The 16,714-nt window shown below is 60.8% G+C and carries 16 protein-coding genes; 1 reads left to right on the forward strand and 15 read right to left on the reverse strand.

Annotation, left to right across the window (positions count from 1 at the left end; genetic code table 11):
- Nucleotides 1-260: 260 nt before the first annotated feature.
- A complete protein-coding gene (locus FGQ67_RS07825) occupies nt 261-2,264 on the reverse strand; it encodes a fructose-specific PTS transporter subunit EIIC (protein ID WP_138341158.1) in 2,004 nt (667 codons plus the stop codon).
- 272 nt (nt 2,265-2,536) lie between these two features.
- Between FGQ67_RS07825 and FGQ67_RS07830 the strand changes: the two genes are divergently transcribed.
- Nucleotides 2,537-3,394, forward strand: coding sequence for a MurR/RpiR family transcriptional regulator (locus FGQ67_RS07830; RefSeq protein ID WP_040358138.1), 858 nt, complete (start codon nt 2,537-2,539; stop codon nt 3,392-3,394).
- A 59-nt stretch (nt 3,395-3,453) separates the two neighbouring features.
- On the opposite strand, the gene recN is transcribed toward FGQ67_RS07830, so the two are convergent.
- From recN to alaS, 14 genes are all read right to left on the reverse strand, one after another.
- Nucleotides 3,454-5,082, reverse strand: coding sequence for a DNA repair protein RecN (gene recN, locus FGQ67_RS07835; RefSeq protein ID WP_138341160.1), 1,629 nt, complete (start codon nt 5,080-5,082; stop codon nt 3,454-3,456).
- Nucleotides 5,072-5,932 (reverse strand): NAD(+)/NADH kinase, encoded by an 861-nt coding sequence (locus FGQ67_RS07840; protein ID WP_035138200.1) that lies wholly within the window; start codon nt 5,930-5,932, stop codon nt 5,072-5,074. The genes recN and FGQ67_RS07840 overlap by 11 nt, the downstream gene beginning before the upstream one ends.
- Nucleotides 5,929-6,732, reverse strand: a complete 804-nt coding sequence (locus tag FGQ67_RS07845) for a TlyA family RNA methyltransferase (protein ID WP_138341215.1) — start codon at nt 6,730-6,732, stop codon at nt 5,929-5,931. Before FGQ67_RS07845 ends, FGQ67_RS07840 begins: the two co-directional genes overlap by 4 nt.
- A gap of 35 nt (nt 6,733-6,767) precedes the next feature.
- The gene (locus FGQ67_RS07850; RefSeq protein WP_006233978.1) at nt 6,768-7,007 is read right to left on the reverse strand and encodes an exodeoxyribonuclease VII small subunit; all 240 of its coding nucleotides are present in this window, start codon (nt 7,005-7,007) and stop codon (nt 6,768-6,770) included.
- Nucleotides 7,008-7,009: 2 nt separating this feature from the next.
- A complete protein-coding gene (nusB, locus tag FGQ67_RS07855; RefSeq protein WP_138341162.1) occupies nt 7,010-7,594 on the reverse strand; it encodes a transcription antitermination factor NusB in 585 nt (194 codons plus the stop codon).
- A gap of 3 nt (nt 7,595-7,597) precedes the next feature.
- Nucleotides 7,598-7,960 (reverse strand): Asp23/Gls24 family envelope stress response protein, encoded by a 363-nt coding sequence (locus FGQ67_RS07860; RefSeq protein WP_138341164.1) that lies wholly within the window; start codon nt 7,958-7,960, stop codon nt 7,598-7,600.
- Between the two features lie 24 nt (nt 7,961-7,984).
- Complete coding sequence (efp, locus tag FGQ67_RS07865) at nt 7,985-8,548, reverse strand: elongation factor P (protein WP_006233983.1); 564 nt, start codon at nt 8,546-8,548, stop codon at nt 7,985-7,987.
- Nucleotides 8,549-8,708: 160 nt separating this feature from the next.
- A complete protein-coding gene (locus FGQ67_RS07870) occupies nt 8,709-9,839 on the reverse strand; it encodes a M24 family metallopeptidase (RefSeq protein WP_055309495.1) in 1,131 nt (376 codons plus the stop codon).
- Nucleotides 9,840-9,971: 132 nt separating this feature from the next.
- A complete protein-coding gene (locus FGQ67_RS07875) occupies nt 9,972-11,081 on the reverse strand; it encodes a dehydroquinate synthase/iron-containing alcohol dehydrogenase family protein (RefSeq protein WP_055309496.1) in 1,110 nt (369 codons plus the stop codon).
- Nucleotides 11,078-11,611 (reverse strand): shikimate kinase, encoded by a 534-nt coding sequence (locus tag FGQ67_RS07880; protein WP_055309497.1) that lies wholly within the window; start codon nt 11,609-11,611, stop codon nt 11,078-11,080. The genes FGQ67_RS07875 and FGQ67_RS07880 overlap by 4 nt, the downstream gene beginning before the upstream one ends.
- An 8-nt stretch (nt 11,612-11,619) precedes the next feature.
- A complete protein-coding gene (locus FGQ67_RS07885) occupies nt 11,620-12,117 on the reverse strand; it encodes a YqeG family HAD IIIA-type phosphatase (RefSeq protein WP_118098527.1) in 498 nt (165 codons plus the stop codon).
- 1 nt (nt 12,118) lies between these two features.
- The gene (gene mltG / locus FGQ67_RS07890) at nt 12,119-13,552 is read right to left on the reverse strand and encodes an endolytic transglycosylase MltG (protein ID WP_249934428.1); all 1,434 of its coding nucleotides are present in this window, start codon (nt 13,550-13,552) and stop codon (nt 12,119-12,121) included.
- Entirely contained in the window at nt 13,545-13,973 is a 429-nt protein-coding gene (gene ruvX, locus FGQ67_RS07895) for a Holliday junction resolvase RuvX (RefSeq protein WP_035138185.1), read from the reverse strand. Before ruvX ends, mltG begins: the two co-directional genes overlap by 8 nt.
- A 17-nt stretch (nt 13,974-13,990) precedes the next feature.
- Nucleotides 13,991-16,648, reverse strand: a complete 2,658-nt coding sequence (alaS, locus tag FGQ67_RS07900; protein ID WP_138341166.1) for an alanine--tRNA ligase — start codon at nt 16,646-16,648, stop codon at nt 13,991-13,993.
- Nucleotides 16,649-16,714 lie beyond the last annotated feature (66 nt).

Genomic DNA, 16,714 nt, shown 5'->3' on the forward strand with positions numbered 1-16,714 from the left:
ACGGTGGCCATTATTCGGTGACCGGGATTGGTCAAAATAGTTTGACTATTAGCGGCTAAAATCGCCCGGCGCTAACACTCGATAGGTAGCCCCCTCTATGCCCTTTTATAAGTTGCGGTGAAATAGGGGCTGAATTTGGGGTTGAATCGTTTAAACAGTCCTTATTTCACCGCAACTTATTTGGGGATGAAAAAGGCGGAGACCCTGGGGAGGGACTCCGCCTTATATACAGGGGGCGATGCTATTCGCGTGTTGCGGGATTAGACCAGACGGGCGTTAATCGTCTTGGCGATCTCGGCGGCGTCGGTGGAACCCTTGACGGTGGCACGGAAGTCCTCGTCCATGAGCGCCTCGGCGACCTTGGACAGGATCTTGAGGTGCGTAGTGCCGGCCTGGGCACCGGGGATGAGCAGGGCGATAGCCACGTTGACGGGAGCGCCGTCCATGGTGTCCCAACCGGTCACGCCGGACTCGTCCTTGACGACGATGACGGCAGCCTCGGTAATGGCGTCGGACTTGGCATGCGGGATGGCGAAGCCCTCCATCATGCCCGTGGTGCCCTCGGCCTCGCGGGCCAGGAAGGCATTCATCACGGCGTCGGCGTCGCTGGCGATACCGGCCTTGACAGCCTGGTTGGAAACGAAGCTCAGAGCCTCGTCACGAGAAGCGAAGTCCTCGGCGACAAAGACATTCTCGACCTTCACGAAGTCGGCAGCCTCGGCCTTGGGGGCCTCGACGGCAGCGGCTTTGGGGGCCTCAACCGGCTTGGCTGCAGGAGCGGCCTTCTGATTCTTCTCGAAGTCGTACTTCTTGAAGGCCACGAACAGGATGCCACCGACCACAGCGCCGATGAGGATCGCGAGGACCCAAAGCGGACCGTTCTCGACAACGGGCAGGACCAAGAAGCCACCGTGAGGCGCCGGATCGTGAACGTTGAACATAATGGTCAGGATCGAAGCGATAGAGGAACCGAGCATCATGATGGGCATGACGGGCCAGATGTTCTTGGTCATGAACGGAATGGCGCCCTCGGTGATGTGGGTGCAACCAAGGATGAGGTTAACGACACCGGCGTCGTGATCCTCCTGGCTGAAGTACTTCTTGCCGACAACGACAGCGAAGGTGGTGATCAGCGGCGGAACGATGCAGGCAGCGGAGACGGCAGCCATGAAGTTGGTGCCGAAGTTGTAGGTATCGGTGCCAACACCGGCGGCCAAAGCCTCGGTGAGCATAGCGGTACCGGTGACGTAAGCAGCCTTGTTGACCGGGCCGCCCATGTCAAAGGCGCACATGCAGCCAATGGCAAGACCCAGGACAACGGCGCCAGAGGCGGACAGGCCCTTGAGGAAGTCCATCATGGCGGTGTTGATGGCAGCCATGGGGCCGGAAATGCCGAGCATGACCAGACCGACGATGGCGGTAGAGAACAGCGGGTACAGGAAGATAGCCTTGAGGCCGTCCAGGTTCTTGGGCAGACCGGCAAAGACCTTCTCGAGCAGCAGGATGACATAACCAGCGAGGAAGCCACCGACGATACCGCCCAGGAAGCCGAAGCCCACGCCAGCGCCACCGGCGTCGATCATGCCGGTCTCGGCGTTAACAGGCAGGCCCTGGATAGCGATCATACCGGCAACGAAACCGGGGACGAGCGCCGGGCGCTTGCCGATGGATTCGGCGATGTAGGCGGAAAGCACCGGAACCATGAGGTTCATGGCGATGCCGCCGATGATCTTGAGCATCGCAGCAAAGCTGTTGTAGTCAGACGCCGTCGAATCGAAGGACGTAATGCCCCACAGGAACGAAACGGCGGTCAGAACACCACCAGCAACGACGAAGACCAGCATGTGGCTGACGCCGTTCATGAGGTGCTTGTAGATGATGTGGCCGATGGACTCCTTCTCCTCGACCTCGTCCTCGACATCGGCAGCAGCCGCAACCGTGTCGTCGCCCTTGGCGGCGAGCGCGCGGTCAATCAGCTTACCGGCGGCCTCAACGGACAGGGCCTTGGAAACACCAACGGAAACCATGGGCTTGCCGGCGAAACGCTCAGCCTGGACATCCTTGTCGGCTGCGACGACGACGGCCTTGGCACCAGCGATCTCACTCTTGGTGAGCTCGTTCTCGACACCGACCTGGCCATGAGTCTCGACCTTAATGGTCAGACCGCGCTCGGCAGCTGCCTTCTCCAGCGCCTCCTTCGCCATGAAGGTGTGCGCAATGCCAGTCGGGCAACCGGTCGCGGCGATGATGTCAAACTTAGCCATGTGTCCCTCCTTCTTGAGTACAGCGCCCGCGGGCGCTCCCCTACACGCGCTTCGATGCGCGTTTTTCCACAACTGAAAGATACCAACCTACCGTCCGCGTGAGAAGAGCTAAGGTGCAAATCTCCGGTGAAAGGTTCTTTCATAGCCGTAAACGGTAAGTGAAAGTTTACCATCAACACTTGAAACGGCAAGGTGTATCTTGTAATTGAAAATGCCCGTATACTATGGCATTGCAAATCAAGCTAGATTTTCATGCCAACCAGGAGCCATCCATGACCGATAGTAGCAAGAGCGCACTTTCCCTCATTAGCACCCATCAGGGATACAGCGAGTCCGAGCAGCGCATTGTCGACTATATATTGGAGCACCAGTCCGAGGCGCCACGCCTCACGGCCGCTCAGCTCTCACGCGCCGCCGCCACGTCCGAGGCGACCGTTTCGCGCTTCTGCCGCAAGCTTGGCTTTGGTAGCTTCCGCAGCTTTCAGTTTTCGTTGGCGAGGGATTTGGAAAGCCAGCGTAACGAGGGCCTGACTGACGAGGTCTCGCTCGACAATATGGAGCAGAGCCTCAAGAACATCCTGGCTGCCAAGGTGAGCGAGCTTAATGCGACCATCGACGGGATCGACCACGATACGCTGGCGGCTGTTGTGCATGCCCTTAAGCATGCAGGGGTTATTGAGTTTGCGGCTGTGGGCAATACGAACGCGGTCGCGCTCGATGCGACGTTTAAGTTTTCGCAGCTGGGCCTGCGCTGCATGGCGAGCACCATTAGCGAGACATCAATCGGCTTTGCGCTCACGTTACGCCCGGGTGACGTCATCGTGCTTATCTCAAACTCCGGCAAATCGCGCCGACTGAATCGCATGGCAAAAGCGGCTCGCAACTGCGGCGCAACCGTAGTCGTCATCAGCAGCGACAGTAAATCCCCGCTCGCGCGCCTGGCAGACTACACTTTTAACACCGTCAACCACGAAGCGCTGCTGACAACGGGCGACTTTGCGTTCTCTAAGATCAGCGCCACGATGATCATCGAAGTCATCTACAACTTCCTGCTGCCCGAGATTAAAGACGCGCGTGAGCATATCAGCTACTACGAGGAGCTCATCCAGCCGGATAAGGTCGTTGAGTAAAACGCGTAGTGGGACAAAAATTTCAGTCTATTTTGTCCCACCAACCCCACTGATACGACCTAACCTCGAGCTTCTTCGAGCATCTGCTTTGCGTGGGCCAAGCTTGCCTCGGACTGATCGCCGCTCAACATGCGGGCGATCTCGGCGGTACGCGCTTCGCCGGTTACCTCGTCCAAATGCGTCTGGGGAACATCGCCTGGTTCCTTGCTGACAACATAATGCTTGTCGGCCATGACGGCGACCTGCGCCAAGTGGGTTACGACAATCACCTGATGCGTAGAGGCGAGATCTGCCAGCACGCCCGCGAGTGCACGCGCCGTGGAGCCACCGACACCAGCATCGACCTCGTCAAACACCAGCGTATCGACACCGTCCGCGTTACCGAGGACAACCTTACTTGCCAGCATGACGCGGCTGAGCTCGCCGCCCGACGCAATGCGGCGCAGGGGACGTGGCGTCAAGCCGGCACCGCTGCGGTATAGCAGCTCGTAGCTCGAAGGACCAACGGGCGTCCACTCAGCACGGGGAAGATCGCGCGACTCCCAGACGAGCTCGGCACTACCCATCTCCAAGCGCGCCATCTGGCGGCCAACCTCGTGGCAGAAGCGCGGGGCCGCCGTATTGCGAGCGCGCTTAAGTGCCTTGGCAGCGGCAAACAACTCGCGCTCGGCGCTCCCGAGTGCCTCACGCGCCTTTTTGATCTGTTCATCGCCATCATCGACCAGGGACAGCAGCTCTTGCGAGCGATCGCGCATGGCAAAAACATCGTCCATGGTGGGGCCCCACTGACGCAACAGGCCCTTGAGATCGGAATACCGCTCACGCATGCGAGCGAGCTCGCGCGGGTCGAAGGCGATGCCATCGCGATAGGCACGAAGCTCGTTCGCGCAATCCTCAAGGGAGATACAGGCATCCGAAAGTGCATCGGCAATGTCGCCGAGTTTGCGATCGACGGTAGCCATTCGGGAAAGCTCTGCCACGGCGCTGTTCACGGCATCGAGCGCTCCCCCTTCGGCGGCAAGCGATGCATGGGCATCGTTAGCCGTGGCAACCAGTACCTCGGCATGTTCGGAGCGCGGCAGCAGCTTCTCGAGTTCCTCATACTCACCCGGCTTGGGGTCGACCTCGCCGATGCGCTCGAGGGCAAAGCGCGCCTCCTCGACGCGGCTCCCCTGCGCACGCGAGGCCTCTTCGACACGTTGAACCTCCTTGGCGGCAGCGCGCGAGGCTTTAAAGCAGGCGCGGTACGCATCCAGCGCCTCGAGTGCCGGGCGCCCTGCCCATGCATCGACCATCGCAACGTGATGCGCCGGATCGAGCAAGCGCTGGTGCTCGTGCTGGCCGCACAGATCCATCATCACACCGACGCGCTCCGAAAGCTCGCGCACGCTGGCAATGCGGCCGTCAATTTTTACGCGGCTGCGGCCCTCGGCAGAAAGGCTGCGCTGTACGGTGAACCCCTCCGTGTCGTGCGGCCCGTCGAAGAGTCGCGCCTCGACGCTCGCCAGTGCCTCGCCCTCGCGCACCGTCGACGAATCCGCACGCTCGCCCAAAATAAGCTTGAGGGCCGAGAGCAGCGCGGTCTTGCCGGCGCCAGTCTCGCCAGTCAGGACAGTCAGGCCGGCACTCGGCACCAGCGTCGCATCGCGAATGAGTGCAATGTTATAAACCTGCAGCTCATCGATCATGACGCACTCCGTAGAACACACGGCTCACCGAGTTATAGAAGCTCTCGGGGCCGTAATCCAGCAGCAGCACATCACCGGGACCGCGACGCACGGCCACGCTCTCAACGGTACCATCGCAGGTAATAAACTGTCCATCGATAGCGATCGCCGGAACACTCGGACGGTCATCAGACATAAAGATCTCGACGACATCACTCGGCGAAGTCAAAAAGGCACGAGCCTGAATGGTGTGCGGCGCAATGGGTACGCAGACCATGCCCGTATAGTCAGGGCTCACGATGGGGCCACCGGCGCTGAGCGCGTAACCCGTAGAACCAGTCGCCGTCGAAACGACGACACCGTCACCGCGTAGGCGGTCGATATGGTGACCGGACACCGTGATGTCAAACTCGACCATATCGGACAGGGGGCCGCGCGTAAGCGCCATGTCGTTGAGGGCGAAGGTGCGCACGACATCCTTCGTACCGTCTTCGCGCACGGACACGATATCCGCGGCGATGGTGGCGCGACGGCTCACGTGCAGCTCGCCGGACAGGGCGTCACTCACGACCTGCAGAATGTCGCGCTCCTCGGGGCTCGCAGCAGTTAAAAAGCCCAGGTGACCATAGGAAAGACCGAGGATAGGAATCTCGCGATGGTTGAGGATGCGGGCAGCGCGCAGCAACGTACCGTCGCCGCCGAGCGTAATGACCAGATCGGAGCCGTCAATATCAGGCGTGCTTTGAATCTTCGATCGCTGGTCGGCAGCCCATGCGACTTCATAGCCCTGGCGCGTCAGCCAAAGCTCGAGCATCAGGCCGCTCTCGACCGCCTCTTGCTTGTAGTAATTGGGAACCAGAAAGACCTTCATAGCGTTGCAGCTTTCTCGCTCAAAACCGATACCTGGGATTGCAGCTCATCGTCGGCGCGCTCGCCGGGGGCAAACCTCGTGCCGTACAGGAAAAACTCAACGTTTCCCTTGGCACCATGAATGGGCGACACGCAGACATCGACCGGGAACAGGCCCTTGGCAGCAAAGAGTTCAACCGCCGCCACGAGTGTATCGTGGCGCACGGCGGGATCGGTCACAATGCCGCCCTCACCCACCAGCGCAGCCGGAGCCTCAAACTGCGGCTTTACGAGCGTGCAAAACGAACCCGAAGGCTTCAGGCACGACAGCACGGCGTCGATGATATTCGCGATACTCGTAAACGATACATCGCACACGGCCAGATCGATAGCACCGCCGTAGCCGAGCTCGGGCAACTGCGTCACATTCGTGCGCTCGTGGAGCGTCACACGATCGTCTTGGCGCAGCGACCAATCGAACTGGGCGCGACCCACGTCCACCGAGACAACGGTCGCAGCTCCGCGCTTGAGCAGGCAATCGGTAAAGCCGCCGGTAGAGCAGCCCACATCCAGACAGGCAAGGCCCGTCGGATTGATGCCAAACGCATCAAGTGCGCCTTCGAGCTTAAGACCGCCGCGGCCAACATAGGGAATGCGCCCCTTCACGTGCAGCGGCAGGCCCGGGGTCACCTTAAGGCCCGGCGAAGTCAAGCGCTCACCGCCACTCGAGACCAAGCCGGCCATAAGAGTGCGAAGGGCATCCGCGCGATCGGCGCAGATGCCCTGTGAAATCAGTTCGTCATCAAGACGCACGCGTTTCATGAATGCCATCAACCATTCGTATCCGGAGATGCGGCCTAGCTATCCTGGGATTCGTTTGCCGCATCCTCATCGTATTCCTGCTCGAGCTTGTCGGCCTCACGCGGCGTCAACTCAAACTTGTCGACCATATCGACCGCGCGGGAGCCCAGCTCAATCGCTTCGTCAAACAAATCGAGCGAACGCTCCAAGGAGGTATCCTTGGAGCGAACGGTAGCGATGATCTGATCCAGACGGTCCGAAATCTCATCAAAGTTACGGACAGAACCCTCTGGCATGGCTACTCCTCGACGGAGTCGATGTCAGCCTCGGCGGCGTCCGCATCCTCGGCCAGCACGCCAGCCTCAGCCTGAGCAACCGCAACCTTGGCGGCAGCCTCGGCAGCCTGCGCCTCCTCGCGAGCGCGATCTTCGGCCAGCAGCTCCTGGTACAGGCCCTCGCCCGGCAGCTCCTCGCTGCGAGCGATCTTGCCCAGCACGCCGTTGACGAACGACGCGGACTGGTCGGTGCCATAGGCCTTGGCAAGCTCGACAGCCTCGTTGATCACGATGGCGTCCGAGACCTCCTCGTCGGTGAGGAAACGCATCTCGTAAACAGCGATACGCAGCAGATTGCGGTCGGCGCCGGGCATGCGCATAAGATCCCAGTTCTTGGCAACGGATCGCAGAGCGCAGTCGATGCGGTCGATATGCTCGTAGGCACCGCGGCACAGCTCCAACGCATAGGGGTCGAGGGGACCCTTCGAGATCAGGAAATCACCCTCGAGGACGCGCTCGAGCGGGCTGTCCGTGGCCTCGGCCTGGAACAGCAGCTGCAGCGCCTGACTGCGGGCAAGCGTACGCCCGCGATAAACCTTAAGGCTCAAAGGTTACTCCTTGGGGAAAACGAGGCCGTCAATGCAAACGTCAACGCGCTCAACCTCGACGCCCACCTGAGCATCGATGGCGGCGACCACGGCGACGCGAACGGCCTCGGCGAGTTTCTTGAACGGATAGCCAAAGAACACCACGACACGCACGGTGAGTGCGAGCTTGCCGCCAACGACCTCGGCCTCGACCGCCGGCTCGGAAGCCGGGGCCTTGGACGAGAGCATCATGGAGACAAGGTTGGTGGCAAGGTCCTTGACGCCAACGGAGGCGATGCCCTCGACATCCGACACGGCGCGCGAGACGATGGCGGTCAGAACATCGGGCGAAATGCCGATGCCGTCAATCTTGATTTCCTGGGGCATGAGTCCTCCTAGAAGAGTTGGTTGCTAGACGCGGGAGACGAACTTGCCGTCGCGGGTGTCAACCTTGATGACCTCGCCCTCGTTGAGGTACATGGGGACCTGGATGACAGCGCCGGTGTCGATCGTGGCCGGCTTGGTGGAACCCTGGACGGTGTCGCCCTTAAAGCCCGGGTCGGTCTGGACGATGGTGGTCTCGATGAACATCGGCGGGGTCACGCCCATGAGCTCATCGTCGGCGAAGAGCAGCTGGCAGATGTCGTTCTCGCGCAGCCACTTGGAGTTCTCGCCCACCATGTCCTCGGGAACGGGAACCTGCTCATAGGACTCGTTGTCCATGAAGATGTAGTCGGTGCCATCGTTGTAGAGGTACTGGAACTCACGGGTGGTGAGCATGACGCTCTCGAACTTGGTGCCGGCGTTGCAGGTGTTCTCGACGACGCGGCCGCTCTTGATGTCGCGGGTCTTGTAGCGCACAAACGCGCCGCCCTTGCCCGGCTTGACATGCTGGAACTCGACGATGGTGTAGACCTTGTCCTTGATGCGGAGACCGAGGCCGTTCTTGAAGTCGGCGGTGGAAATGGTAGGCATAGCGACCTTTCTTGTTATGGGCAGAACGCACAAGCGTCCAAATTACATACGACAGAAATTATACACTTGCAGACGGCGCCTGCGGCGAGCGCATAAAAAGAGAACGCGGGGCGTCCGAATCAATCCGGACGCCCCGCCCCAAACTATCTACTGAAGTAAACTAGCAGTCGATAACGTGCAGGTCGTGCGGGGTCTTGGTGAAGGGCTCATAGCCGTTCTCGGTGACCACGCCGTAGTCCTCCAGGCGCACGCCGCCCACGCCGGGCAGGTAGACGCCGGGCTCCATGGTGATAACCGAGCCGACCTCGATGATATTCTTGCTGCGGTTAAAGTTGGGCAGCTCATGGATGTCGATGCCCACGCCGTGACCCAAGCCATGGTTATAGTAATCGCCATAGCCGGCATCGCCGATGATCTTCTTGGAGAGCTTGAAGATGTCGTTGCCCTCAACGCCCGGATGGATGGCGGCGACGCACTCCTCGTGCGTACGGCGCACGAGTGCGTACAGGTCGAGCTGCTCCTGGGTGGGCTCGCCCATCACGACAGTGCGCGTCATGTCGGAGCGGTAATCGCAATAGCCCGCGCCGTAATCCATAAGAACGAAATCGCCCTTCTCGATCACGCGGTCGCTCGGCACGGCATGCGGGTTGGCGGTGTTGGGGCCGCTCGCGACGATGGAACCGAAGGCCAGGCTGTCGGCACCGTTGGCGAACATAAAGTTCTCGAGCTCGTTGCGTACCTGCTTCTCGGTCATACCGGGCTTAATAAAGCCGAGCATGTGCTGGAAGGCGGCATCGGTGATCGACTGCGCATGGCGCATGAGCTCAATCTCCTCGGCGTCCTTGATGGCGCGCATCTTGCGGATATCGTCGTGCATCAGCGGCAGCATACAGGCGACGGAACGGTCCTCCAGGCCGCGCTGAATACCCTGGTAGAAATTAATCTGCATATCGTCCTCGACAGCGCAGACGCGGCATTTGTTGGCCGCGATCTTGCCGGCGACCCAACCGGGGATGGTGCCCTCATCCATGTCGTAGACCCAGGGGCTGCCGGCTGGCGTGTTCTCCTCAAAGCTGTTGAGGTAGCGCGAGTCGGTGTGGAACAGGCACTGGTCGGCCGTAATAAACGCAGCGTGCGGGAACTCGAAGGTGTAGTCGAAGACGCCCTTCACGCCCGTAAGCCAACGAAGGTTGGCCTCGTCGCGCACCACGATGGCGTCGTAGCCACGCTCGACCATCAGGGCACGGACACGCTCGATACGACCGGCAGGACCGGCAGCAAACTCAGACATGCAGATTCCTTTCTTGTTGTCTCAATATAGACGGGACGGGTCTCAACCGAACGACGGAATCGCATGCGATCCGCAACCGATTGAAAACCCGCCCCTCAACATGATACGAAAGACGATGGAAGTCAATAAATCTTAGAGAAGTTCTTTACGAGAAGCCAAGTAGGCGTGAGCATGGCGCTCAAGAACCTCGTCCTCGACGCTCGTTAGGCGAATGGCGCCGAGCGCCGCGGGCAGCGGCAGCATGCTGCGGTTCGAGCGGACAAACTGCTGTCTGCGGAACTCCTCGATATATGCGGCAGGCTCCAAGTCGAAGGCAAGCTCCTCGATGCCAAAGTCCTCCAAGCAGTCATCGAGATCAAACACATAGTCGATATCGAAGTCGCAGGCATCGTGTGCTAGGCGCGCCTCAAAGCGCATGCCCTCGGACAACAGCTGGTAGGCAGGGACCTGCGAAGCGGCATCGCCCAAGCAAGCGCGCAGGGTGCGCTCCCCCGTCTTGCCAAAATCGAGCGCATGGCGAGCGCTCGGGTTCGTGGCCGTCAGCACGTCCTTGCGGGCAGTCTGAGACCATTGAACGGCATTGACGAGTGCGACCTCCTCGCCCGCGAGAATCTCGGGGACGGTCTCAGTAAACTGATTCCAGCGGGACTTGCTGCTCGAAAGCATGGTGCCAACAAGTACCGCATAGCCGAACTTGAGGTCCTCGGGTTCCGCCTCGCGAACAAGGTCGAGATCACACACAACCAAGCCCGGTTCGGGACGGAACGCGATAGCGGGAAGCGCATTGGCCAACGAGGCGACGAGCGGCTTCATGGTCGTCGCGACCGTGAGCATGGCGTCGAAGGTCGTCGGCAGCAGCGCGCACTCGGTTCGGCCACACCACTGGTTGGCGCACCAGCCAACAACCGAACAGGTTGCGGCATCGCCAACAGCGACAACCAGATCGTCGCAGGTGATGCGGTTGGCAGACAGGGCGCCAAAGATAGCATCGGCGTCGGCCAGCGTGGCACCAGCAGGCGAAACCTCGAGGACGAGCAGCGACACGGCAAAACCGGCGTCGACCAGCGCATGCTCGACGACCTCACCAAAACGCTCGGATGTGGCGTCGTTCCAAACCACCATCGCGCGCTTAGGCTTGCCCACGGCCGAGGCAAACATGCGCGGCAGCTCATCGAACGCGCCCAATCCGACGCGGACATCGACACTGCGGTTTTGGAAATTGATCAGTTGACGGCGAATCATAGCAGTCCACGCTCCAAAAGCATCTCGGCACAAAGGTAGGAAACGTCCTCGAAGGACTTGTTGCGAATATCAAGGGTAATATCGGCGGCCTGGCGATACAGCGGACGGCGATGCTCAAACAGGCGCGCGGCATGCTCGGGCGAACGGAAATCGGGGCGCGTGTCGGACCGACGAATCTGGCGAATCGAATCCTCGAAGTCGCCCTCGAGGTACACGCACGTACCCATTTCGTGCATCAGCTCAATATTCACCGGCGTCTCGACGATACCGCCCCCGCACGAAACCAACAGGCTGCGCTCGCTTTGGAGCGAACGGAGCGCCGAGGTCTCGAGCTCGCGAAAACGATCCTCGCCCTCGGTCTCAAAAATCTCGGTTACCGACTTGCCGCAACGGCGCACGACCAGGCGGTCGGTATCGATAAAACGCCGCTTGAACATAGTGCCGACGTTGCGCGCAAGCGTCGATTTGCCCGCGCCCAAAAAGCCGATAAAGAAGATATGGTCGCAGCCGTGTTTGATGTGCTGAGACATGGCGAAACCTATTCCTCGCAGGGAAGGTCGCGCAGGGCCCGGCGCTCAAAGATACGGAAGATCTGCGTGTACCACAGGTCCTGGGTTGCCTGCGGCTTAACCAGGATAGTATCGACGCCGGCAAAATTGCCGCTCCACACGTCCGTGTAGAGCTGATCACCGATCAGCACCGCCTCGTCGGCCGTGGCGCCGAGGCGCTTAAGACCCGCCTTGAGGGCAAACGGCGCCGGCTTCATGGCGTGGCTGATGGCCTCGAGTCCCAGCTCGCGTGCAGAGCTCATGACCTGGTCGCGATGCCAGTTGTTGGACACCATGCACAGCTTAAAGCCTTTGGCGCGGGCGGCATCGAGCCAAGCGGAAACCGCGGCGGGAACCTGCTCGGTGTCGCGCGGCACCAGGGTGTTATCGCGATCGAGCAGAATGGCGCGTTTGCCGTCGGCCCACAGGGCATCAAGGTCGATGCGATCGACCGAGGCAACGTATCGTTTGGGGCTAAAAATCCTCATGCTAATTCCAAGACTGTTGATGCTCTTCGTAGGTTTGCGAGAAGTACTCCTCGTCCTGCGTAATGTAGAAATACAGGTCATCGGAGTCGGTCGGCTCAAGCGTGGCCTTGAGTGCCTCGAGCGACGGAGAGCAGATGGGCGTGGGCGGCAGGCCCTCATGCTTATAGGTGTTATACGGACTATCGCTCTGCAGGTCGTCGGCGGTAACCTCGCCACCGGTGACATACATCATAGTCGCATCGCTATTGAGATAGCGCAGGCCATCGAGCTTGCCGGCAAGGCGGTTGTAGAAAACCGAGGCCACATGCGCACGTTGATCGGCGTTGAGGCACTCGCGCTCAACGATAGAGGCCAAGTTGACGATGTCGTAGTCGGACATCTCCACACCGTAGCGTTCCTTGATCTTGGCTTCGCAGCTCGCAAAGTCAAGCGACTTGTACTCGGTCTTAAACTGATCGAGCATAGCGCGAATCACGCCATCGGCCGTCGGCGAATCACCCAACGAATAGGTCTTGGGGAACAAGAAACCCTCAAGCGAGTCGTTGGCGGCGCCCTTAAGGAAGCTATAGTCGTCCACGTAGTTGGAGGCCTTAGCCTGGTTGAGGAAGTCTTCCTTAGAGATGCCATCGTAGGCCTGGGCCACACGGTCGGCGACTTGATCGACCGTCAGGCCCTCAGGGATAGTAAGCGCATTGGAGCCCGCGTTGGGACCTTCCATGAGCTGCTGAACAACCTTGGTCGCGTCCATGAGTGTGGTGAACAAATAGGTACCAGGCTTGAGCGACATATCGGCGTTGAGCTTTTTCACCGCCGCATAGTAATCCTTGGGATTCTCGACGATATGGTTCTCGGAGAGAATCGAGGCGATCGTATCGCCCGAAGCACCGTCGGGAATGGTTACCGTAACCTGCTGACCAGCCGTGACCTTCGTATCCTCACCGGCAAAGAAGCCCTTGACGGCCGGCACGACAAAGAAAACGATCGCGACAAGCGCAAGCACCGCCACCACAACGCCGATGATCATGGGAACCGGAGAGCTCTTCTTTTGAGCACCGCGACGAGTATGCGTGTTGTAGCTCGAGCGGGTCGCCGGAGCAACGCCATGCGAACCGCGGGCGTGATGAGAATGCGATTGGGGGGCCTGCGTTCGCTGGGTAGGTGCCTGCTGCTTAAAGCGGGTACCGCCTGCAGGCTGGGCCGTACGAGCAGTGGGCTGCTGAGCCGCGTGAGAAGCCGGATGCTGAACCGAACGAGCAGAAGGCTGCTGACCCGTCCGTTGAACAGGTTGGGCCGAACGAGAGAAGGACTGCACCGGGCGCGCGGCAGGCTGAGCTGCGCGCTGCGTCGGCTGTGCCGGACGCTGGCCAGGCTGGGCAGGGCGCGACGCCGGCTGCCGTGTACGATTCGGCTGGCGCGGATCGGAAGCACTAGGCATGCGAAACCTCCTCGTTTTTACGATCGAGCCACGTCTGCAAAAAAAGGCTGGCGGCAATCATGTCGATCTTGCCCCTCATCTGCTTTTCGTTGAGGCCCTGCTCGCGCAGGATACGCTTGGCCTCTTGCGAGGACAGACGCTCGTCCTCAAACTCCAGCGGAAGATCGAGCTCGTCGGCAATCTTTTGCGCCACGGCGGCAACGCGCTCGGCTTGGGGGCCGGGCTCACCGGCCATGGTCAGGGGACGTCCGCTTACCAGGATGTCGGGCTCATAGTCTTCGACCAGGTAGCGGAACGTCTTGGCCATACCGGTGACCTCGGCGGCCGGGAGCACCTTGACGGGCATCGCCATCTTGCCATCACGGCTCGAGACGGCGATGCCAATCCTGGTCTCCCCTATGTCCAGCGCGAGCGCAACCACAGCGACTTCTTAGATTCTTAGGCGCCGAGCGCGGTATTAGCGGCCGCGAGGGCATCGGCGATGCCGGCAGCGTTCTTGCCACCGGCCTGGGCCATGTTGGGACGACCGCCACCGCGACCGTCGACCAGACCCGCGATCTGCTTGATCACGTTACCGGCGTGGAAACCGGCCTTGACGGCGTCATCGGAGCCGGCAGCGAGCAGGGCCGGAGTGCCCTTCTCAGTCACGCTGGCAACAACGCAGGCGACAGGGCCGGCGACCTTCTGGTGCACGGTATCCCAAACGTTGCGCAGGTCAGCGGCCTCGAGACCCTGAAGCTCAGCAACAACGAGCTTGTAGCCATTCAGCTCGACGGCGCCCTCGATGGCGCTGGAGATGGCGTCGGAGGAGCCACCGGTCAGAGCCTTCTTGAGCTTATTGGACGTCTCGCGCAGCTCGGCCTGCAGGTTCTCCACGCGAGCGGGAACCTCGTCGACGCGGCACTTGAGCGCAGTAGCAGCGGCGTCAACGAGTGCCAGGCGGTCGGCCATATAGTCGAGGGCACCCTTAGAGGTCACGGCCTCGATACGGCGGACATTGGAGCCCGTGGAGGACTCGGAAATGATCTTGAACAGGCCGATCTCGGCGGTGTTGGCAGCGTGTGTGCCACCGCAGAGTTCGCGGGAGAACGGCTGGTCCTCAGCGCCCACGGAGACAACGCGGACGACGTCGCCATACTTCTCGCCAAACAGGGCGACAGCGCCGGCAGCCTTAGCCTCGTCGATGCCCATGACACGGGTCACGACCGGCTTGGAAGCGAAGATCTGCTGGTTGACCAGGTCCTCGACAGCCTTGAGCTGCTCGGAGGACAGGGCCTCGAAGTGTGTAAAGTCAAAGCGCAGGTGCTCGGGCGTCACCAGCGAGCCGGCCTGGGAGACGTGCTCGCCCAGGACCTGCTTAAGGGCAGCGTCGAGCAGGTGCGTGGCGGTGTGGTTGCGGCGCAGGAAGCCACGGCGCTCGGCGTCGAGCGCGGCGGTCACAGCGGCACCGACGGTCAGCGTGCCCTCGGCAACGTGCGCGACGTGGGCATACAGGCCGTTGTGGTTCTTGGTATCGGAAACGGTAAGAACAACGCCCTCGGCGGAAAGCTTTCCGGCATCGCCCTGCTGGCCACCCATCTCGGCGTAGAACGGGGTGCGGTCGAGCACGACCTCGACGTCCTCGCCGGCGGCAGCGGACTCGACGGACTCGCCGTTGCGCACGATGGCGACAACCTTGGCGCCCTCGATCACATCGTTGTCATAGCCGTCGAACTCGGTCGCTGCGACCTTGTCGGAAAGCTCGACCCACACATCGTTGAAGCTGCCCCAGGCATCGCCCTTTGCGTTAGCGCGGGCGCGGGCCTTCTGGTCCTCCATGCAGGCGGTAAAGCCGTCCATGTCGACATCGTGGCCAGCGGTGCCGGCGATCTCGACGGTCAGGTCGATGGGGAAACCAAAGGTGTCGTGCAGCTTAAAGGCAACATCGCCCGGAAGCACAGCACCCTCGGCAAGCGCTGCCAGGGCCTCATCCAGGTAGACGCGACCGTTGTCGAGCGTCGTGGAGAAACGCTCCTCCTCGGAGGCGACGATACCCTTGACGAGCGCGACGTTCTTGAGCAGCTCAGGATAGGCCTCGCCCATCTGAGCGTTGACCTCGTCGATGAACTTGGTCAGGAAGGCACCCTCGATACCCAGCAGGCAACCGTGGAACACGGCACGGCGGAGCAGACGGCGAAGGACGTACTCGCGACCCTCGTTACCGGGGAGGATGCCGTCGGAAATCATAAAGTCGACGGCACGGGAGTGATCGGCGATGATGCGCAGCGAGCGGCTGGCGCCGGAGTAATCATCGGCGTCATAGGTCTTGCCGCTGATCTCCTCGCCCAGCTTGATGAGATGCTGCATCAAGTCGCCGTCGTAATTGGCGGTCTTGTGCTGCATGATGGCGGCCATGCGCTCCAGGCCCATGCCCGTATCGAGGTTGCGGTGCGGCAGCTCCGGCATGGAGCCGTCCTCCTGACGGTCGTACTGGGTAAACACAAGGTTCCAGAACTCAAGGAAGCGGTCGCAGTCGCAGCCAGGCTTGCAGTCGGGGCTGCCGCAGCCGACCTCCTCGCCCATGTCAAAGTAGATCTCGGAGCACGGACCGCAGGGGCCGGTGGGGCCAGCGGCCCAGAAGTTGTCGTCCTCGCCCAGGCGGGAGATGTGGTCCTCGGCAACGCCCAGAGAACGCCACACGTCGTGGGTCTCGTCGTCCTCGGTAAAGACGGTAAAGTACAGGCGGTCGAGCGGCAGCTTGAACTCCTTGGTGATGAGCTCAAAGGCCCATGCGCAAGCCTGCTCCTTGGAGACGCCGCCAAAAGAGAAATCGCCGAGCATCTCGAAGAACGACAGGTGACGACCGTCCTCGCCGATGCAATCGATGTCGTTGGTGCGGACGCACTTCTGGCAGGAAATCGCGCCGATCTCCTTCATGGTCTTCTTGCCCTGGTAGTACTCCTTAAACTGGTTCATGCCGGCGTTGGCAAGCAGCAGCGAGGGATCATCGGGGACGAGGGACGAAGAAGGATAGAGCTTAAGACCGCGCTCCTCAAAGAAGTTGAGGAACTTGGAGCGGATCTCGGCCGTAGTCATTGACGGGTAGTCAGCACTCATAGAGGGAATCTCCTCGGTTTCACATCGAAACAGTTCAAACGTAACGATATTACCATCCCGCCGCGC

The sequence above is a fragment of the Collinsella aerofaciens genome (assembly GCF_005845035.1).
Taxonomy (GTDB): Bacteria; Actinomycetota; Coriobacteriia; order Coriobacteriales; family Coriobacteriaceae; genus Collinsella; species Collinsella aerofaciens_I.

Bases quoted from the DNA above. Each gene is read 5' to 3' on its own strand.
- FGQ67_RS07840 (WP_035138200.1), bottom strand. From the start codon at position 5,932: ATGAAGGTCTTTCTGGTTCCCAATTACTACAAGCAAGAGGCGGTCGAG.
- FGQ67_RS07885 (WP_118098527.1), bottom strand. From the start codon at position 12,117: ATGAGGATTTTTAGCCCCAAACGATACGTTGCCTCGGTCGATCGCATC.
- FGQ67_RS07860 (WP_138341164.1), bottom strand. From the start codon at position 7,960: ATGCCCCAGGAAATCAAGATTGACGGCATCGGCATTTCGCCCGATGTT.
- FGQ67_RS07830 (WP_040358138.1), top strand. From the start codon at position 2,537: ATGACCGATAGTAGCAAGAGCGCACTTTCCCTCATTAGCACCCATCAG.
- efp (WP_006233983.1), bottom strand. From the start codon at position 8,548: ATGCCTACCATTTCCACCGCCGACTTCAAGAACGGCCTCGGTCTCCGC.
- recN (WP_138341160.1), bottom strand. From the start codon at position 5,082: ATGATCGATGAGCTGCAGGTTTATAACATTGCACTCATTCGCGATGCG.
- FGQ67_RS07875 (WP_055309496.1), bottom strand. From the start codon at position 11,081: ATGATTCGCCGTCAACTGATCAATTTCCAAAACCGCAGTGTCGATGTC.
- FGQ67_RS07845 (WP_138341215.1), bottom strand. From the start codon at position 6,732: ATGAAACGCGTGCGTCTTGATGACGAACTGATTTCACAGGGCATCTGC.
- FGQ67_RS07825 (WP_138341158.1), bottom strand. From the start codon at position 2,264: ATGGCTAAGTTTGACATCATCGCCGCGACCGGTTGCCCGACTGGCATT.
- FGQ67_RS07850 (WP_006233978.1), bottom strand. From the start codon at position 7,007: ATGCCAGAGGGTTCTGTCCGTAACTTTGATGAGATTTCGGACCGTCTG.
- alaS (WP_138341166.1), bottom strand. From the start codon at position 16,648: ATGAGTGCTGACTACCCGTCAATGACTACGGCCGAGATCCGCTCCAAG.
- FGQ67_RS07870 (WP_055309495.1), bottom strand. From the start codon at position 9,839: ATGTCTGAGTTTGCTGCCGGTCCTGCCGGTCGTATCGAGCGTGTCCGT.
- FGQ67_RS07880 (WP_055309497.1), bottom strand. From the start codon at position 11,611: ATGTCTCAGCACATCAAACACGGCTGCGACCATATCTTCTTTATCGGC.
- mltG (WP_249934428.1), bottom strand. From the start codon at position 13,552: ATGCCTAGTGCTTCCGATCCGCGCCAGCCGAATCGTACACGGCAGCCG.